The following is a 17,048-nucleotide window of genomic DNA, read 5'->3' as shown; positions in this document are numbered from 1 at the left end:
AAATGGCCGATGTGCCGATCCTTTCGCTGACGACGTTCCTGCCCCTTGTCGGTGCGCTGTTCATCCTGCTCATCCGTGGTGAGCAGGAGACGGTGAACCGCAACGCCAAGAGCGTGGCGCTGTGGACGTCGATCATCACCTTCATCGTCTCGCTGTTCATCTTGACCGGCTTCGACCCGTCCAACCCTGGTTTCCAGCTGGTGGAGGAGGTGGCCTGGCTGCCGGCCTTCAACATCGCCTATGTCAAGGGCGTGGACGGCATCTCCATCTGGTTCGTGCTGGCCTCCACCCTGCTGACCCCGATCTGCGTCCTGGCTTCCTGGGATGCCGTTGAAAAGCGGGTCAAGGAATTCATGGTGGCGCTGCTGGTGCTGGAGACCATGCTGATCGGCATGTTCACGGCATTGGACTTCGTGCTGTTCTACCTCTTCTTCGAAGGGGTGCTGCTGCCGATGTTCCTGCTGATCGGCGTGTGGGGCGGCCCCAACCGCGTCTATGCGGCCTACAAGTTCTTCATCTACACCTTCGTGGGTTCGGTGCTGATGCTGCTGGCCATCCTGGCCATGTATCTGACGGCCGGGACCATGGATATGCGGGTGATGGTGGACTATCCGTTCGCCGGCAACATGCAGATCTGGCTGTGGCTGGCCTTCTTCATCGCCTTTGCGGTGAAGACGCCGATCTGGCCGGCCCATACCTGGCTGCCGTTCGCCCACGTGGAGGCGCCGACGGCGGGTTCCGTGATGCTGGCCGGCGTGATGCTGAAGATGGGCGGTTACGGCCTGATCCGCGCCAATGTCCAGATGCTGCCGGAAGCCAGCTTCTTCTTCCAGGACCTGGTCTTCTTCATGTCCATCGCCGCCATCATCTACACCTCGCTGGTGGCGCTGGCGCAGACCGACATGAAGAAGATGATCGCCTACAGCTCCGTGGCCCATATGGGTTACGTGTCCATGGGCATCTTCGCCATGAACCAGCAGGGTCTGGACGGCGCCATGTTCCAGATGCTGAGCCATACCTTCGTGTCGGCGGCTCTCTTCCTGTGCATCGGCGTCGCCTATAACCGCCTGCATACCCGCGAGATGGCCGCCTATGGTGGCATGGCCAAGAACATGCCGCGCTATGCGGTGGTCTTCGCCATCTTCATGTTCGCCTCGGTCGGCCTGCCCGGCACTTCGGGCTTCGTGGGTGAGTTCCTGACGATGCTGGGCGTGTTCGAGGTCAATACCTGGTACGGCATGCTGTCGGCCACGGGTCTGGTCCTGGGTGCCGCCTATATGCTGCTGCTCTATCGCAAGCTGTTCTACGGCAAGCTGGAGAAGCCGGAAGTGAAGGCGATGCAGGACCTGTCCCTGCGCGAGGTCGCCTTCTTCGCGCCGCTGGTCGCCATCGTGATCGTCATGGGCGTCTATCCGGCCAGCTTCCAGAATGTCTACAACCCGACCGTGGAGAAGATCCTGGCGGACCATGAGGCGTCGCTGAAGGCTGCCGGCCTGATCCAGGCCGATGGCACGAAGACGGCCGAAATGCTGACCGAAACCCCGGCGACGCCGCCGGCGAGCGAGAACTGAGCCATGGCAACCATTCCCGATCTGGCCCCGGCCCTGCCCGAGATCTTCCTGGCCTGTGCAAGCATGGCCCTGTTGATGATCGGCGTGTTCCGGGGTGACGGCAGCCTGCGGCTCGTCTCCTGGCTGACCGTCGCCTCCTTCATCGCCACCGGGTTCCTGCTGTTGCAGGGGCCCGAGGGTCGTGCCGTCACCTTCAACGGCCTGTTCGTGGCCGACAGCTTCGGGGTGTTCGCCAAGCTGCTGATCCTCATCGCCTCGTCGCTGGCCGTCATCCTCTCGGTCAATTACCTTGAGAAGGAGCGTGTGGCCCGGTTCGAGTATCCGGTGCTGATCGCGCTGGCCACGCTCGGCATGCTGGCCATGGTGTCGGCCAACGACCTGATCTCGCTCTATGTCGGGCTGGAGCTGCAGTCGCTGGCGCTCTACGTCATCGCCTCGTTCAAGCGTGACGTGGCCAAGTCGACGGAAGCCGGTCTGAAGTATTTTGTGCTGGGTGCCCTGTCCTCGGGTCTGCTGCTCTATGGCTCGTCCCTGGTCTATGGCTTTGCCGGCACCACCAGCTTCGACAAGCTGGCCACGGTCCTGACCGGAGCGGAGGGCGCGCCGTCCATCGGCGTGGTCATTGGCATGGTGTTCGTGGCCGCTGGTCTGGCCTTCAAGATCTCCGCCGTGCCATTCCATATGTGGACGCCGGATGTCTATGAGGGTGCGCCCACCTCCGTCACGGCCTTCTTCGCCGTGGCGCCCAAGGTGGCGGCCATCACCCTGTTCATCCGCGTCCTGGTCGGCCCGTTCGGCGATCTGGCGGTGCAGTGGCAGCAGGTGATCCAGTTCTGTGCCGGTGCGTCGATGATCGTCGGTGCCCTGGGCGCCATCCAGCAGAAGAACATCAAGCGCCTGATGGCCTACAGCTCGATCGGCCATATCGGCTACGCGCTGCTCGGCCTGTCCGCCGGCTCGGTCGAGGGCGTGCGCGGCGTGCTGATCTATATGGCGATCTATCTGGCCATGAATGTCGGCGTCTTCGCAATCATCCTGTCCATGCGCCAGTCCGGTCGCGCGGTGGAGGAGATTGCCGATCTGGCCGGCCTGTCCAAGACCCATCCGTTGCTGGCCTTCGCCATGGCGGTGTTCATGTGGTCGCTGGCCGGTGTGCCGCCGGCGGCGGGCTTCTGGGGCAAGTGGGCGGTGTTTCTGCCGGCCATCCAGGCGGGCCTGTATCCGCTGGCCATTGTCGGCGTCATCGCGTCGGGCATCAGCTGCTTCTATTACCTGCGCGTCATCAAGGCGATGTATTTCGATGACGTGACGGAGCCGCTGGACCGTCCGGCCCCGATCACCGGCTTCGTGGTCGCCGGTGCGGCCCTGTTCGTGTTCCCCGTCTATATCGTCTTCCTGTCGCCGATCACGTCGGGTGCCGCTGCCGCTGCCGCCGCCCTGTTCGGGGCCCGGTGACCGGCGTTCCGGGCATGATGGCCGGAAACGACCCATCCGTTGAAACGCGGGCAGCCACGCTGTCCGCGTTTTTTCGTCTGATAGCCCTGGATGAATGCGCCAGCACCAATGACGAGGCCAAGCGTCTGGCCGCCGACGGTGCACCGGAAGGCACGATCGTCTGGGCCAGACGCCAGACGGCCGGGCGCGGGCGGCGGGGCCGGGCCTGGAGCAGTGGCGAGGGCAATCTCGCTTGCTCCTTGGTCCTGCGACCCGGCATGGCGCCGGGGCAGACGGCCCTGACCTCCTTCATCGCGGCGGTGGCGGTGGGGGAGGCGGTGTCGGCCCTGGTGCCGGGCACGGTCACCCTGAAATGGCCCAATGACGTGCTGGTCGATGGGGCCAAGATTTCCGGTATCCTGTTGGAGTCCGAAGCGGGGCGTGCCGGATCGGTCGAATGGCTGGTGCTGGGCGTGGGCATCAATGTCCGGCATTTCCCCGACGCGGCGCTGTATCCCGCCACCTCGCTGCTGGCGTCCGGCGCCGATGTCACGGTGGAGCGGGTGCTGGCGGCCTATGCTGCGTCGTTCCAGGCCTGGTATCAGCGTTTCCGGGCCCAGGGTTTCGCGCCCATCCGTGCGGCCTGGCTGAATGCCGCGCAGGGGCTGGGTGGCGACGTCACCGTGCGCCTGCAGGATGAGAGCTTCACGGGCCGCTTTGTCGATATGGATGATGACGGGGTGCTGCTGGTCGATACCGGGCGTACCATCCGCCGGGTGACGGCCGGCGACGTGTTCTTCCCGACGCAAGGGGGTTGAGATGCTTCTGGCCATCGATGCCGGCAATACCAATGTCGTCTTCGCCGTGTTCGACGGTGACGAGAAGCGGGCGCATTGGCGCATCTCCACCGACAGCCAGCGCACGGCCGACGAATATGCCGTCTGGCTGGTGTCGCTGATGGCGATGAAGGGGCTGAAGCCGGCCGATATCGACGCCGCCATCCTGTCATCGGTGGTGCCGGCGCAGACCTATGCCCTGGTCAAGCTGACCGAGGATCATTTCGGCTGCACGCCGATGCGCGTCGGCGATCCGGCGGTGGCGCTGGGGCTGGAGGTCAAGCTGACCAACCCGAAGGAGGCGGGGGCGGACCGGCTGGTCAATGCCGTGTCGGCCAAGGCATCCTATCCCGTGCCGCTGATCGTCATCGATATCGGCACGGGTACCACCTTTGACGTGGTCGACGCCGATGGCAACTTCGCCGGCGGTGTCATCGCCCCGGGCCCGGCCCTGTCACTGGACGCGCTGCACCGTGTGGCCGCCCAATTGCCCAAGGTCGATATCGCCAGGCCGGAGGCCGCCATCGGTCGTGGCACGGTGGCGGCGATGCAATCGGGCATGTTCTGGGGCTATACCGGGATGATCGAAGGGATCCTGAAGAAGATCATCGCCGAGCTGTCGCCCGATGGGCAGACGCCGGTGACGGTGATCGGAACCGGCGGCCTTGTCCGCCTGTTCGCTGAAGGAACCGACATGATCCACCATATTGATGGGGACCTGACGTTGCGCGGTCTCCGGCTGATCCATGAACGCAACGCCGCTGCCAGCTGAAAACAGGACCGAATGACGCAAGCAAAGCATCTGGAGACCAAGGATTTCGACCCCAAGGGCCTGCATTTCGTCCCCCTGGGTGGGGCTGGCGAAATCGGGATGAACCTGAACCTCTATCACCATCAGGGCAAATGGCTGATGGTGGATCTGGGCGTCAGTTTCGGTGACGAAACGACCCCCGGCGTGGACATCATCCTGCCCGATACCAGCTTCATCGAGGAGCGGCGCGCCGACCTGCTGGGCATCGTCGTCACCCACGCGCATGAGGATCACCTGGGTGCCATCCCCTATCTGTGGGAGGATTTGCGCGTGCCTGTCTGGTGCACGCCGTTCACGGCCAGCTTTCTGAAGGCCAAGCTGACGGAGACGGGCCTGCAGAACAAGGTGCCGATTAACATCATCCCGCTGGGTGGCAAGGCCAGCATCGGTCCTTTCGATATCGAATTGATCAGCCTGACCCATTCGATCCCCGAACCCAACGCCCTGGTGATCCGCACGTCGGCGGGCACGGTGCTGCATACCGGCGACTGGAAGCTGGACCCCGACCCCGTCATCGGCCTGCTGGCGGATGAGGAGGCGTTGCAGAAGCTGGGGCGCCAGGGTGTGGACGCCATGATCTGCGACAGCACCAACGCCATGGTCCCCGGCACGTCCGGGTCGGAAGCGGCGGTGAAGGACAGCATGGTGGAGCTGTTCGGGCGCCATACCGACACCCGCATCGCCGTCACCTGCTTTGCCAGCAACGTGGCGCGGTTACATTCCATCGCCGTGGCGGCCATGGCCAATGGCCGGCAGGTGGCATTGGCCGGCCGGTCGCTGTGGCGTATCAACGAGACGGCGCGGGCCAACGGTTATCTGACCGACCTGCCGCCCTTCCTGACAGAACGCGAGTCGGCATTCGTCCCGCGTGAGAAGCTGGCGGTGATCTGCACCGGCAGCCAGGGGGAGCCACGCGCCGCCCTGGCCCGCATCGCCAATGACGACCATCCGGACGTCGTGCTGGAACGCGGCGATGTGGTGATTTTCTCCGCCCGTGAAATTCCCGGCAACGAGAAGGGCATTGCGAAGATCCAGAACGGGCTGATGCGCCAGGGGATCGAGGTGATCACGGCGGATGAGGAATTCGTGCATGTGTCCGGCCATCCGGCCCGCGATGAACTGGTGCAGATGTATCAGTGGGTGCGGCCCCGGATTGCCATCCCCGTGCATGGCGAACATCGCCACCTGACGGTGCATGCCGCCTTGGCCCGCGACTGTCAGGTGCCGGAGGTGCTGATACCGGAGGATGGCGTGGTCATCCGGCTGGGGCCGGGCCCGGCTGCCAATCTGGGCCATGTCCATGCCGGCAAACTGTGCATCGATGGCAAGCGCATCGTGCCGCTGACCAACATGGCCATGCGCGGCCGCACCCGCATGGCGCAGTCCGGCGTCTCCATGGTCACCCTGGTCATGACCCCGCGGGGCGACCTGCTGGCCGACCCCAAGGTCACCTCCATCGGCCTGCTGGAAGAGGATGAGGTGGATGAGGAGACGGCGGACCTGATCGCCCGCGTGCGCGGTGCGGTGGAGCAGCTATCCAAGACCGCCCGCATGGATGACGCGCAGGTGAAGGAGGCGGCGAGGCTTGCCATTCGTCGCTCCTTCCATTCCAGCCAGGGGCGCAAGCCCCTGACGGAAGTGCATCTGGTCCGGGTTTGAGATGCGCGATTTGTCACGGGTGACGTCAATGTCGCCCGTGGCTATCTTTCGGCCAGAAAATCAAACTGGAGGAAGTTGGGATGATCGGCCGGTTGAACCATGTCGCCATTGTCGTACCGGATCTGGCGGCGGCGGCGGAAACCTATCGCACGACGCTGGGGGCCACGGTGTCGGCCCCGCTGGACCTGCCCGAGCATGGCGTGACCACGGTGTTCGTGGAACTGCCCAACACCAAGATCGAGCTGCTGCACCCGCTGGGGGAGGGCAGCACCATCGCCAAGTTCCTGGCCAACAACGCGTCCGGCGGCATCCACCATGTCTGTTACGAGGTCGAGGATATCATCGCGTCCCGCGACAAGCTGAAGGCCGACGGGCTGCGCGTGCTGGGCGACGGGGAGCCGAAGATCGGCGCCCATGGCAAGCCGGTGCTGTTCCTGCACCCCAAGGACCTGTTCGGGACCCTGGTCGAGATCGAGCAGGTCTGAGGAGAGCACCATGGGCTGGGCAACCTGGGCCGCCATCTATTTCACCGTCTGGTGGACGGTCCTGTTCCTGGTGTTGCCGTTCGGCAGGAAGCAGGAGGGGGATGTGGACGAGGTGGGGCACCAGCCCGGTGCGCCGGCCCGGCCGATGATCGTCAAGAAGTTCCTGTGGACATCGGCCATTTCTGCGGTGCTGGTGCTGCTGGCCTGGGCCAGCGGCCATTTCGGGCTGGTGGATTGGCAGGGCCTGTTCCGGGATTAGGTCCCGCCACCCCTCAATCCTTGGCCTTGGCCACGCACTTGTCGCCGTCGGGCCCCTGGCCGTCCTTGCAGGTGCGGGTGGCCAGCATCGGTTCCGTCAGTTCGACCATGCGGTTGCGGCCATCCTTGCGCCGTTCCAGGTCGAACCCGTCATAGAGCTTGCCGGACGCCGTATAGGTGCGGAATTTCAGGCGGCCCATCTCGACATCGACGATCTGGTACAGTTCCGTCGCCTCGGCCACCTTATCCGGCTGGGTGCCGGCGCGGTCATTCAGCCCGTACATCTTGGATCCGGTGACGGAGACCAGATAGACAGGCCCCTGCGTTTTGCCGCTCTTGCGCGCCGTGATGCCGGCGGCGCGGCCTGCCTCCGACGACAGGCGGCTATAGCAATGGTCATGGCCCTGCAGCACCAGGTCGACCTTGCGCTTGTCGAAGATCGGCTTCCAGGCGGCCTTCAGTTCCTCGGTATCATTGGGCCGGGCACAGGTGAAGATCGGCTGGTGGAACAGCACGACGTTCCAGTTGGCCTTGCTGGCGGCCAGCGTGTCGTCCAGCCACTTGGTCTGCACCGCCAACTGGCCCAGATCCAGGGCGGCCGTGCCGTCCAGCACGATGAAGCGCACGCCCTGGTAATCGACATAATAGGTGGTGGCCGTCAGGCCCGCAGCACCATTGGCCGGCAGGGCGAACTGCGCCTGCCAATGCTGGCCCAGCTTCCGGCTTTCGGTGCCGTCGGGCAGGACATGGTCGGCATATTCATGGTTCCCGGTGGCCGGCAACTGCGGCACCATGGCGTAGCTGTAGCCGCCCGCCTGGGTCCATTCACCCCATTCATCATCATGGTCCAGGTCGTCGCGCTGTGCCACCAGATCGCCGGCATGCACCACCAACTCCACCTTGCCCTCATGGAAGCCGCGGCGGATGACGCGGGAGGCGAAATCCAGGATACCGTTCTGGGTGTCGCCCAGATACATGAAGCGGAAGGGCCTGGCCTCCGTGGCGGCGGTCTTGAACTGGTGCCATTCGGTGAAGCCGGCCTGTCCCTTGACGCGATAGGCATAGACGGTGTCGGGCTTCAGGCCGGTGAAGCGGACATGATGGTAATGCGCCAGCCCGTTGGAGCTGGGCAAGACGATGGAGGTGCCGGTGACGGTGCTGGCATGCTTTTCCAGGGTCGGACCATCCACGGCGATGGCCAGTTGCGCCTCCGCGTTTCGCTGCAAACTGTCGGTGCGAAACGACACTGCCATCTGCGTGGCCGGATCGGCGCCGGGGGTCAGGACGACACGGTCGGGAATGTTGCGCACGGCATAGGGCAGGCCCGGCGTCCGCGGGATCTCGATGGGCGGCAGGTCCTCGGCCAGGGCGGGCAGGGAAGGTGCCATCAGGGCAAGGCCGCAGACGAAAAGCCGCAGGGTCGAAATCATCCGTGTTTCTCCTGGAAATGGTGCGGGGCCCGGCCTGACCTCTTGTGAAGGTCGGTTCCGGACCCCGCTGGTCATGACATCATGCCGGCCTGTTCAAGCCGCATGCTGGAAACGAAATGCCATCTTCAACATGAATGACTTCTGAATATCCTGGTCAGAAATTGAACTTGGCGCCGAACTTGCCGGTCCAGCTGTACTCTTCATACTGGAGCAGGTTCTCGCGGCCACCGACCTTGTTATAGGCGGTGTAGGTGGCATCGTTGGCGTTCACCAGTTCGGCGAACAGGCGGACATTGTCGGTGACCCGGTACTTGGCGCTGAAATCCCACTGGCGGTGCGGCTTGATCCAGCGATCCTCCTCGGCATCGCCGCCCAGCTCGTCCAGATAGCCCGAACGATAGGCCAGCGAGGCGCGCAGGGTGATCGGGCCCTTCTCGTAACCCAGCACGACATTGGCCGTATGCTTGGACGAGGCCGGCAGCGATACGGTGCGGCCCAGCACATCGCCCTCGGCATCGGTGTAGGTATAGTTGACATTGACCAGCAGCCCGTCGAACGGGGCCGGCAACTCGGTGAAGGCCTGGGCATAGGCCAGTTCGATGCCTTTCACCGTGGCCTTGTCGCCATTGACGGGGATCACCGCCTCGTCATAGGCGATGCCGGCGAAACTGCCGTTCTCGAACTCGGCATCGACGATGAAGTCATTGATCTTCTTATAGAAGACGCCCGCCTGGATGACGGAGTTGCTGGCGAAGTAATATTCCAGCGTGGCGTCGAAATTGTCGGCCTTGTAGGGGTTCAGCTCGGGATTGCCGAACTCGCCCGACCGTTCATTGTCGTCATTCTCCTCGATCACGAAGCGCGGGGCCATCTTGCCGAAGGACGGGCGCATGATCGACTTGAAATAGGCGGCACGGGCCACGACATCCTCGCCCAGCTCATAGCGCAGGTTCAGGCTGGGCATCCAGTCCGTGTAATCCTTGTTGAAGGACACGGGCGTGATGAACAGTGTATCGTCGTCCAGCTCCACCCCGCCGACGGTGGCCCCTTCCTCCACCAGTTCCAGCCGGTTGCCGCGCAGCTCGACCTTGGTCTGCTCCACGCGCACGCCGCCGATCAGGCGCAGCGGGCCATTGTCGTAGCGGCCCTGGATATAGCCGGCATAGATATCCTCGCTGGCGTCGAAATTCTCGGCGTTGGACGCGAAGTCGGTGTCCAGGTCATCCAGCTCGAAATCGGCGATGTTGGTGCGCACGAAGCTGCGCACGCCCTTCAGATCGGGCACGATGCCGATATCGGCCAAGCCGTAGCTGGGCTTGCCAGCCACGTCGGCCAGGGTGAAATCGCCGTCATAGCCGTCGAACACATCATAGATGAAGGACAGGCTTTTGTCGCGCAGGCGGGCCTTGGCCCCGAACTTCACCTGCGCGGCACCTTCATCCAGGTCGAAATCATAGGCGGCGTCTGCCTTGAGGGAATATTCCTCGTCCTTGCTGTTCTCGTCCGTGGTCCGCTCCAGCTTGTCGAACTCATAGTTGGACGCATCCAGGAAGTCTGCGCTGCCCTGGGTGATCGAATAGGCCGGTTTCTTCAGGTTGGCATAGTCGATGACCACGCCCAGCGAACCCTCATCCTCGAATTCCTGTTGGAAGACGATGGGGTCGAAGGAGCCATCCTCCCACTGCCGCGCCTGCGAATAGGCCGCGTCATAGGTCAGGGTCCATTTGTCCAGAAAGGTCTCCCCCCCGGCGGAGAAGGTCTTGACCGACTGCACCTCGCGCCGGTCCTTCAGGTCGCGCTCCACCGTGATGGCGGTATCACCGCTATCGTCGATGCCGAAGGTGGCACGATTGCCCGAGACGGTGATGTCGGCATCGGCCAGGTCGAAGACCAGTCGCGTGCGCTTTTCCGTATCGTCGAACTTCGAATAGAGCGAGCGCAGATAGAGCGAGGTGCTTTCCCCGGCGCGGAAATCAAAATTCAGGGTGCCGCCATAACGCTTACGGCGCACATCGTAATCGCGATATTCCAGGTCTTCGGCATAGAGACCGCCATTATCCTCCTCCCAGCCATCGGCTTCGATATTGTCGGTGGAGAACTTGCGGTCGTAATAGCTGAAGCCGCCGGCCACGCCGATATTGTCGGTCAGGCGGGTGGAGAAGTCGAGGCTGCCCTTGGGTGAGGTTTTTTCGTTCAGGTCGTTGTAGGAGCCCTCGATGGAGCCGGAGACGAAGCCCGTCTTGCGGTCGAAGGCGGAGGTCGTGTTGATCTCGATGGAGGCGCCGATCGTGTCGGCGTCCATATCGGCCGTCAGGCTCTTCTTGATGTCAATCGATTCAATCAGCTCGGATGGGATCACATCCATGGCCACGGCGCGGTCGTCGCCGCCGGTGGCCAGGATGCGGTTGCCGTTGATCGAGGCGGAGTTCAGGTTGGGATCAAGGCCACGCACGGAGACGAAGCGACCCTCGCCCTGATCGTTCAGCGTATTCACGCCGGGTGCGCGACGGATGCTCTCCGCCACATTCTGGTCGGGGAAATTGCCGATACTGTCGCGCGACAGGGTGGTTTGCACGCTGTCGGACGAACGCTGGCGTGAGATGGAGGAGGCGAGGTTGGCGCGCTGACCCACCACCAGGATCTCGGCCAGTTCGGTATTGGCACCGGCCAGCGCGAACTGGGCGCTGATATCGCCCGTCTGCGGTACGGTGATCTGCTGGACCTGATCCTCCGCCCCGGCATAGCGTACATGCAGCTTGTAGGTACCGGCCGGCACGCTGGCGAAGCGGAAGGAACCGTCGGCCTGCACCGTGGCGCTCTGCCCCAGTTCGACCAGGGTGACCTCGGCACCGCGCAGCGCGCTGGTCCCCGTCACGTCGGTGACGGTGCCGGTGACCGTCCCGGCATAGGCGGCGGAGACGGCGGCCGTGGAGACGATAGCGGTCGTGGCCAGCAGCCGGGCCGCGCGCCGGAAGCCGAGGGAGAAACGGGTGTGCATGACGGGTCCCCAACTGATCAGAAGCTTTTTCAGCGGGGTAGCGGGATTGTGTGACAGTTTGAGTTGGTTTTCGTGAAAGAAACATACTGCCGGTTCCCTATGGCTTTTTGGCCACGCTCAGGCATCCGGGGCTTGGATGGATACAAAACAAGAACATTGGGGGCGACAGGCGGGGCGTCACCGGCTATTCTGCCGCCCTCCCTTGGTTCGCGATAATGAAGGATGTCGGGCGTGTCGGGCTATTGCGATGTGGCACCGGGGCATGAATGGCATGGCCCCTATCACCAATATGAATATGGTGCGCCCTTGACCGGGGATGACGAGCTGTTCGAACGGTTGGTGCTGGAGATCAATCAGGCCGGCCTGTCCTGGCTGACCATCCTGAAGAAGCGGGAAGGGTTCCGTGCCGCCTATTCCGGCTTCGTGGTGGACAAGGTCGCGGCTTATGGGCCGGGCGATGTCGACCGGCTGCTGGCCGACCCCGGCATCATCCGCAACAAGCTGAAGGTGCATGCCGCGATCAACAATGCCCAGGTGATTCAGCGCCTGCGCGACAGCCATGGATCCTTCCATGCCTGGCTGCGGACCCATCATCCCAGGGCCAAGGCCGACTGGGTGAAGCTGTTCGGAAAGACCTTCCGCTTCACGGGCGGGGAGATCGTGGGGGAGTTCCTGATGAGCATCGGCTTCCTGCCGGGTGCTCACCGCGCCGACTGCCCCGCCGGCATCGCCCTGCGCCGGCTCGATTTGCCCTGGCAAAGGGCCGTGGCCGCGGGATTTGCCGGATATGCCGCCTTCTGATTGGGCAAACACCTGTTCGGATGGGCGGCATTTGCACAAGTGGCAGGCAAAAATCTAAAAATCGACCAAATAAAAAGGCAAGCCGATAAAATCGGCTTGCCTTCATATTCAGAAAGTTAAAAACTTAACTTGTCTAACGGGGTTGGATCCCTGTTTTGACACCGCCTGGTGGCGATTCCTCCCTAAACTCAGGCCGCGCTGCCTTGCTGGCGCGGTCTTTTCTTTTGTGGGGCGGAGTATAAGCAGTGCTCGCAAAAGCCGTCACCATCTAAATTCGATGAACAGACGTTAAGCTTAAAAATGCAGCGGCCACTGTTGCCGCCTTGCCACGATTGCATGCGTCCAGACGGGCCCATAACCGTATCGCATGGCTCACGATCATGTGAGTGATGATCTAACTATATGAAAAACAACAATATTGATGACAAGTGAAGGTTTAGCTGCGGAAGGGTTTGGTCTCGCTGTTTACGTCAACGGAAGATATGCCCAGAGTTTCACCTTATGCCTATAATATAACCATTGCTATCGGTACCATGATTTTGACTGCACAGTGAACAGGCTTCACTGGCGGTCATGAAAAAGGGGCCGCCCCGGCGGGAGCGGCCCCTGTCATCGAATCATCTCGAATCAGTTACGCCAGCAGGATGAATTTCAGCAGGAACAGCAGCGCCAGCACCGCCACCACCGGCCCGACATCGCGCCAGCGTCCGGCCAGGATCTTGATGCCGGTATAGGTGATGAAGCCGATGGCGATGCCGTGGGCGATGGAATAGGTCAGCGGCATGGAGATGGCGGTCATCACCGCCGGTGCATAATCGGTCACGTCGTCCCAATCCACCTCCGTCAATCCGCGCGCCATCAGGCAGGCGATATAGAGCAGGGCCGGAGCCGTGGCATAGGCGGGGATGTTGGCGGCCAGCGGTGCCAGGAACAGGCAGGCCAGAAACAGCAATGCCACCGTCACCGCCGTCAGCCCGCTGCGCCCGCCAACATTGGTGCCGGCCGCACTCTCGATATAGGAGGTGACAGTGGAGGTGCCCAGCGTCGCACCGATGGTGGTGGCTGCGGCGTCGGCGAACAAGGCCCGCTTCAGGCGCGGCAGCTTGCCATCCTTGTCCAGCAGCCCGGCGCGGTGCGACACACCGATCAGGGTGCCGGCCGTGTCGAACAGATCGACGAAGAAGAAGGCGAAGACCACGGTGATCAGCCCGACGCTGAACGCACCGCCCAAATCCATGGCCATGAAGGTCGGGCTGGGGTCCGGCGGCAGGGAGACGATGCGGCCATTGAAGGGCGATACGCCGGCCAGCATGCCGATGACCGCCACGGCCAGGATGGTCAGGATCACCGCCCCCGTCACCTTGCGCGCCGCCAGCGCGCAGAGCAGGATGAAGCCGATGGCGGCCATCACCGGCGGTGCCTTGGTCAGGTCGCCCATGGTGACCAGCGTGACGGGATGCGCCCGGATCAGGCCGGCATTTTCCAGCGCGATGATGGCCAGGAACAGGCCGATGCCGGCGGAAATGGCCAGTTTCAGCGTGCGGGGGATGGCGTTCACCACCGCCTCGCGCACGGGCAGGATCGACAGGATGATGAACAGCACGCCCGACAGGAACACCGCCCCCAGCGCCACCTGCCATGAATGGCCCATCTGCCCCACCACGGTGAAGGCGAAATAGGCGTTCAGCCCCATGCCGGGGGCCTGGGCGATGGGGTAGTTGGCATAGAGCCCCATGATGGCCGACCCGATGGCGGCGGCCACGCAGGTGGCCACGAACACCGCCCCATGATCCATCCCCGCCGCCGACAGGATCTGCGGATTGACGAAGATGATGTAGGCCATTGTTAAAAAGGTGGTGAAACCGGCCAGCAACTCCGTCCGGACATCACTGCCCAGTTCGTTCAGCTTGAAGTAGGATGTCAGCATGTGCGGGACGCCCCGGCGAAGGAGGGGAAATGACGAGGATGCCAGTATTCCTTGAAAAAGCGTTGGGGGCCATAGGGTTGATGGCGCTATTCGCAAGTGCGGCACAGGCCGACACGCCCACCATCCGCGTCGATCCGGCCGCCTGCCGCTATGTTACCCGCCATCAGCCCAGCGCCGATGTCGAATACAAGCCGGGCGTGGACGTGCATGGCAAGCCCGTCGCCCCCGCCGACCTGCCCGATGGCGCATCGATCCAGATGCCCGACCATATCGATATCGACCTGACGGCCGATATTGCGCGCCGCTTCGGCATCCCGACAAATAACCTCTACCGGGGGGAGGCGCGGATCGGTACCGTGACGGTTCAGGGCAGCCAGGTGCTGTTCAACGGTCGCCCCATCCAGCCGGCGGCCGAAGCCGACCTGCTGGCGCTCTGTGCCAAGACACCGCGTTGATATTGATAGCGAAGGACGAACCCATGGACCGCGCCGCCGCCAAAGCCATCCTGAAACAGCGGATCGACCAGGCCATGGGGCGCAACCGCGCCGACCTTGTCATCAAGAATGTCCGGCTGCTGAACGTCGCCACGGCCACGATCGAGGAGACGGACATCGCCATCTGCGGCGACACCATCGTCGGCACCTATGACCGCTATGACGGATTGGTGGAGATCGACGGCAAGGGCCGCTTCGCCGTGCCCGGCTTCATCGACACCCATGTGCATTGCGAAAGCACCCTGGTCGCCCCGTCGGAATTCGACCGCTGCGTCCTGCCGCGTGGCACCACCACGGCCATCTGCGATCCGCATGAGATCTGCAATGTGCTGGGGGAGACGGGGCTGACATATTTCCTGGACAGTTCGCTGTCCACCGCCATGGATCTGCGCGTGCAGCTGTCCTCCTGCGTGCCGGCCACGCATCTGGAAACGGCGGGCGCCCGGCTGAAGGCCGACGATCTGGCCCGTCACCGCCATCATCCCAAGGTCATCGGCCTGGCCGAGTTCATGAACTTCCCCGGCGTGCTGTGGAAGGACGAGGAGGTGCTGGACAAGCTGGCGGAATTCTACGGCGCCCATATTGACGGCCATTCGCCGCTGGTCACCGGCAAGGAACTGAACGCCTATCTGTCGTGCGGCATCCGCAACTGCCATGAATGCACCAGCCAGGCCGAAGCGCGGGAGAAGATCGCCAAGGGCATGCAGGTGCTGATCCGCGACGGGTCGGTGTCCAAGGATGTGGATGCGCTCTCCGGTTTGATCGACCCGGTGACCAGCCCCTTCCTGGCGTTTTGCACCGATGACCGCAACCCGCTGGATATTGCCGAGGAAGGGCATCTGGATCACCTGATCCGCCGCGCCATTGCCGGCGGGGCCGACATCGCGGCGACATATCGCACGGCCACATGGTCAGCGGCGCGCGGCTTCGGGCTGAAGGACCGGGGGCTGGTGGCGCCAGGATATCTGGCCGACATTGTGCTGCTGGACGATCTGGCCCAATGCACGGTGTCCCAGGTCATCCGCGCCGGCAAGCCGGTGACGGCGGAGACGTTTGCCGGCCGCGCCTCCCCGCCGCCCGTGGGCCTGAATTCCATCAAGCGCGACCGGATCGTCGCCGAAGACCTGGCCATCCCGGCCAACGGCCCCGGCACACCGGTCATCGGCGTCCTGCCCAACAAGATCATCACCGAGGCCTTGCAGGCCACCGTCCCCTATCGCAACGGCCGCCGCCATGCCGATCCGGACAATGACATCCTGAAGATCGTGGTGGTGGAGCGCCACGGTTTCACCCGCAATATCGGCAAGGGCTTCGTGAAGGGCTTCGGCATCCGGTCGGGTGCGCTGGCCAGCTCCGTCGGCCATGACAGCCACAATATCTGTGCCGTCGGCTCCAGCGATGCCGATATGGTGGTGGCCATCAACCGCCTGACCGAGATCGGCGGCGGCTTCGTGGCCGTGAAGGATGGCGCGGTGGTCGGCGAACTGGCCCTGCCCGTGGCCGGCCTGATGAGCCTGAAGCCGTTCGAGACGGTGGAACATGAGCTGGAAGCCCTGCGCGCCGCGGTGAAGGCCCTGGGCTGCCCGTTGGCCGAACCCTTCCTGCAACTGGCCTTCCTGCCGCTGCCGGTGATCCCGCATTTGAAGATCACCGATATGGGGCTCGTGGATGTGGACAAGTTTGAACTGGTGGCGGCGTGAGGGGACGAGTTCCATATATCGTCTATGGTTTGAGGGACGGCTTGTCTGCCATGGTCATCATCAAGGTAACTTCCGGCGAGTGATGGAGATTTATTTCCTCAATAAGGATTTGTTTGATCAGCATATTCTCATTATGATTGTTCGGGTTTGACATATCGACATCGGGAAATTGATTGGCGGTAAATCATGGATCTGATAATCGTCATTGTGCTTGTTGTCGTTTCCATTTTTTTTGCTTCTATTTCCGTGTTGACCGTCTATTTAAATCGATCAGATAAGGTCATGGGTCGTGGGGAATTTGCGAAAAAAGTATTAGCCTCTTTTGTCCTAGCCATTGTTCTTCGGGCGTTGGTGTCTTCCAGTCCTTATGGCTCGTTTATTGGGCTGATGATCAGTGTGGTATTTTTAATCCTGGCGACAAATTGGTCGATATATCGGTGCACCGATGCTGGCATATCCAGGAAAGTAGCAATTCTCATTGGAATCCCGCTTTTCGGATTCTTGGTTTTGGTCTTTTTGATGCTGTTAAGGAATGATCGGGAGCTTGGCCTCGCGGAGGATGTGCGCGATTGAATGGGGGATGGTTTGGCGGGGTCTTTCCAACCCCACCCACACGGAGTTCTTGCGAGGAGCAGGGGCGAGCG

14 protein-coding genes are annotated in these 17,048 nt (G+C 62.8%); 11 read left to right on the top strand and 3 right to left on the bottom strand.

The window, feature by feature from the left end; genetic code table 11:
• Window positions 1-2: 2 nt before the first annotated feature.
• From AC1Q7F_RS08155 to AC1Q7F_RS08125, 7 genes are all read left to right on the top strand, one after another.
• Entirely contained in the window at window positions 3-1,571 is a 1,569-nt protein-coding gene (locus AC1Q7F_RS08155; protein WP_492505584.1) for an NADH-quinone oxidoreductase subunit M, read from the top strand.
• Between the two features lie 3 nt (window positions 1,572-1,574).
• Window positions 1,575-3,026, top strand: a complete 1,452-nt coding sequence (nuoN, locus tag AC1Q7F_RS08150) for an NADH-quinone oxidoreductase subunit NuoN (protein ID WP_492505582.1) — start codon at window positions 1,575-1,577, stop codon at window positions 3,024-3,026.
• Between the two features lie 14 nt (window positions 3,027-3,040).
• On the top strand, window positions 3,041-3,823 hold the full coding sequence (locus AC1Q7F_RS08145; RefSeq protein ID WP_492505580.1) for a biotin--[acetyl-CoA-carboxylase] ligase: 783 nt from the start codon (window positions 3,041-3,043) through the stop codon (window positions 3,821-3,823).
• Between the two features lies 1 nt (window position 3,824).
• The gene (locus tag AC1Q7F_RS08140) at window positions 3,825-4,613 is read left to right on the top strand and encodes a type III pantothenate kinase (protein WP_492505578.1); all 789 of its coding nucleotides are present in this window, start codon (window positions 3,825-3,827) and stop codon (window positions 4,611-4,613) included.
• Window positions 4,614-4,625: 12 nt separating this feature from the next.
• Complete coding sequence (locus AC1Q7F_RS08135) at window positions 4,626-6,311, top strand: ribonuclease J (protein WP_492505576.1); 1,686 nt, start codon at window positions 4,626-4,628, stop codon at window positions 6,309-6,311.
• Window positions 6,312-6,391: 80 nt separating this feature from the next.
• Window positions 6,392-6,796, top strand: coding sequence for a methylmalonyl-CoA epimerase (mce, locus tag AC1Q7F_RS08130; protein WP_492505574.1), 405 nt, complete (start codon window positions 6,392-6,394; stop codon window positions 6,794-6,796).
• 10 nt (window positions 6,797-6,806) lie between these two features.
• Window positions 6,807-7,055: a DUF1467 family protein gene (locus AC1Q7F_RS08125; protein WP_492505572.1), complete on the top strand. Its 249-nt coding sequence runs from the start codon at window positions 6,807-6,809 to the stop codon at window positions 7,053-7,055.
• A 13-nt stretch (window positions 7,056-7,068) separates the two neighbouring features.
• On the opposite strand, the gene AC1Q7F_RS08120 is transcribed toward AC1Q7F_RS08125, so the two are convergent.
• Window positions 7,069-8,484: a purple acid phosphatase family protein gene (locus AC1Q7F_RS08120; protein WP_492505570.1), complete on the bottom strand. Its 1,416-nt coding sequence runs from the start codon at window positions 8,482-8,484 to the stop codon at window positions 7,069-7,071.
• A gap of 154 nt (window positions 8,485-8,638) precedes the next feature.
• A complete protein-coding gene (locus AC1Q7F_RS08115) occupies window positions 8,639-11,482 on the bottom strand; it encodes a TonB-dependent receptor (protein ID WP_492505568.1) in 2,844 nt (947 codons plus the stop codon).
• Between the two features lie 222 nt (window positions 11,483-11,704).
• Here AC1Q7F_RS08115 and AC1Q7F_RS08110 point away from each other — a divergent pair, with 222 nt between their 5' ends.
• On the top strand, window positions 11,705-12,283 hold the full coding sequence (locus AC1Q7F_RS08110; RefSeq protein ID WP_492505566.1) for a DNA-3-methyladenine glycosylase I: 579 nt from the start codon (window positions 11,705-11,707) through the stop codon (window positions 12,281-12,283).
• A gap of 631 nt (window positions 12,284-12,914) precedes the next feature.
• Here the strand turns inward: AC1Q7F_RS08110 and AC1Q7F_RS08105 are convergent.
• A complete protein-coding gene (locus tag AC1Q7F_RS08105; protein WP_492505564.1) occupies window positions 12,915-14,210 on the bottom strand; it encodes an NCS2 family permease in 1,296 nt (431 codons plus the stop codon).
• Window positions 14,211-14,290: 80 nt separating this feature from the next.
• Between AC1Q7F_RS08105 and AC1Q7F_RS08100 the strand changes: the two genes are divergently transcribed.
• From AC1Q7F_RS08100 to AC1Q7F_RS08090, 3 genes are all read left to right on the top strand, one after another.
• Complete coding sequence (locus AC1Q7F_RS08100; protein ID WP_492505562.1) at window positions 14,291-14,665, top strand: hypothetical protein; 375 nt, start codon at window positions 14,291-14,293, stop codon at window positions 14,663-14,665.
• 23 nt (window positions 14,666-14,688) lie between these two features.
• Entirely contained in the window at window positions 14,689-16,404 is a 1,716-nt protein-coding gene (ade, locus tag AC1Q7F_RS08095) for an adenine deaminase (RefSeq protein WP_492505560.1), read from the top strand.
• A gap of 186 nt (window positions 16,405-16,590) precedes the next feature.
• Window positions 16,591-16,977: a hypothetical protein gene (locus AC1Q7F_RS08090; RefSeq protein ID WP_492505558.1), complete on the top strand. Its 387-nt coding sequence runs from the start codon at window positions 16,591-16,593 to the stop codon at window positions 16,975-16,977.
• Window positions 16,978-17,048 lie beyond the last annotated feature (71 nt).

The sequence above is a fragment of the Niveispirillum sp. GW835-FHT14G11 genome, from assembly GCF_058793615.1.
The sequence above is the reverse complement of the archived record's forward strand: the minus strand, read 5'-3'. Positions and strand labels throughout refer to the sequence as shown.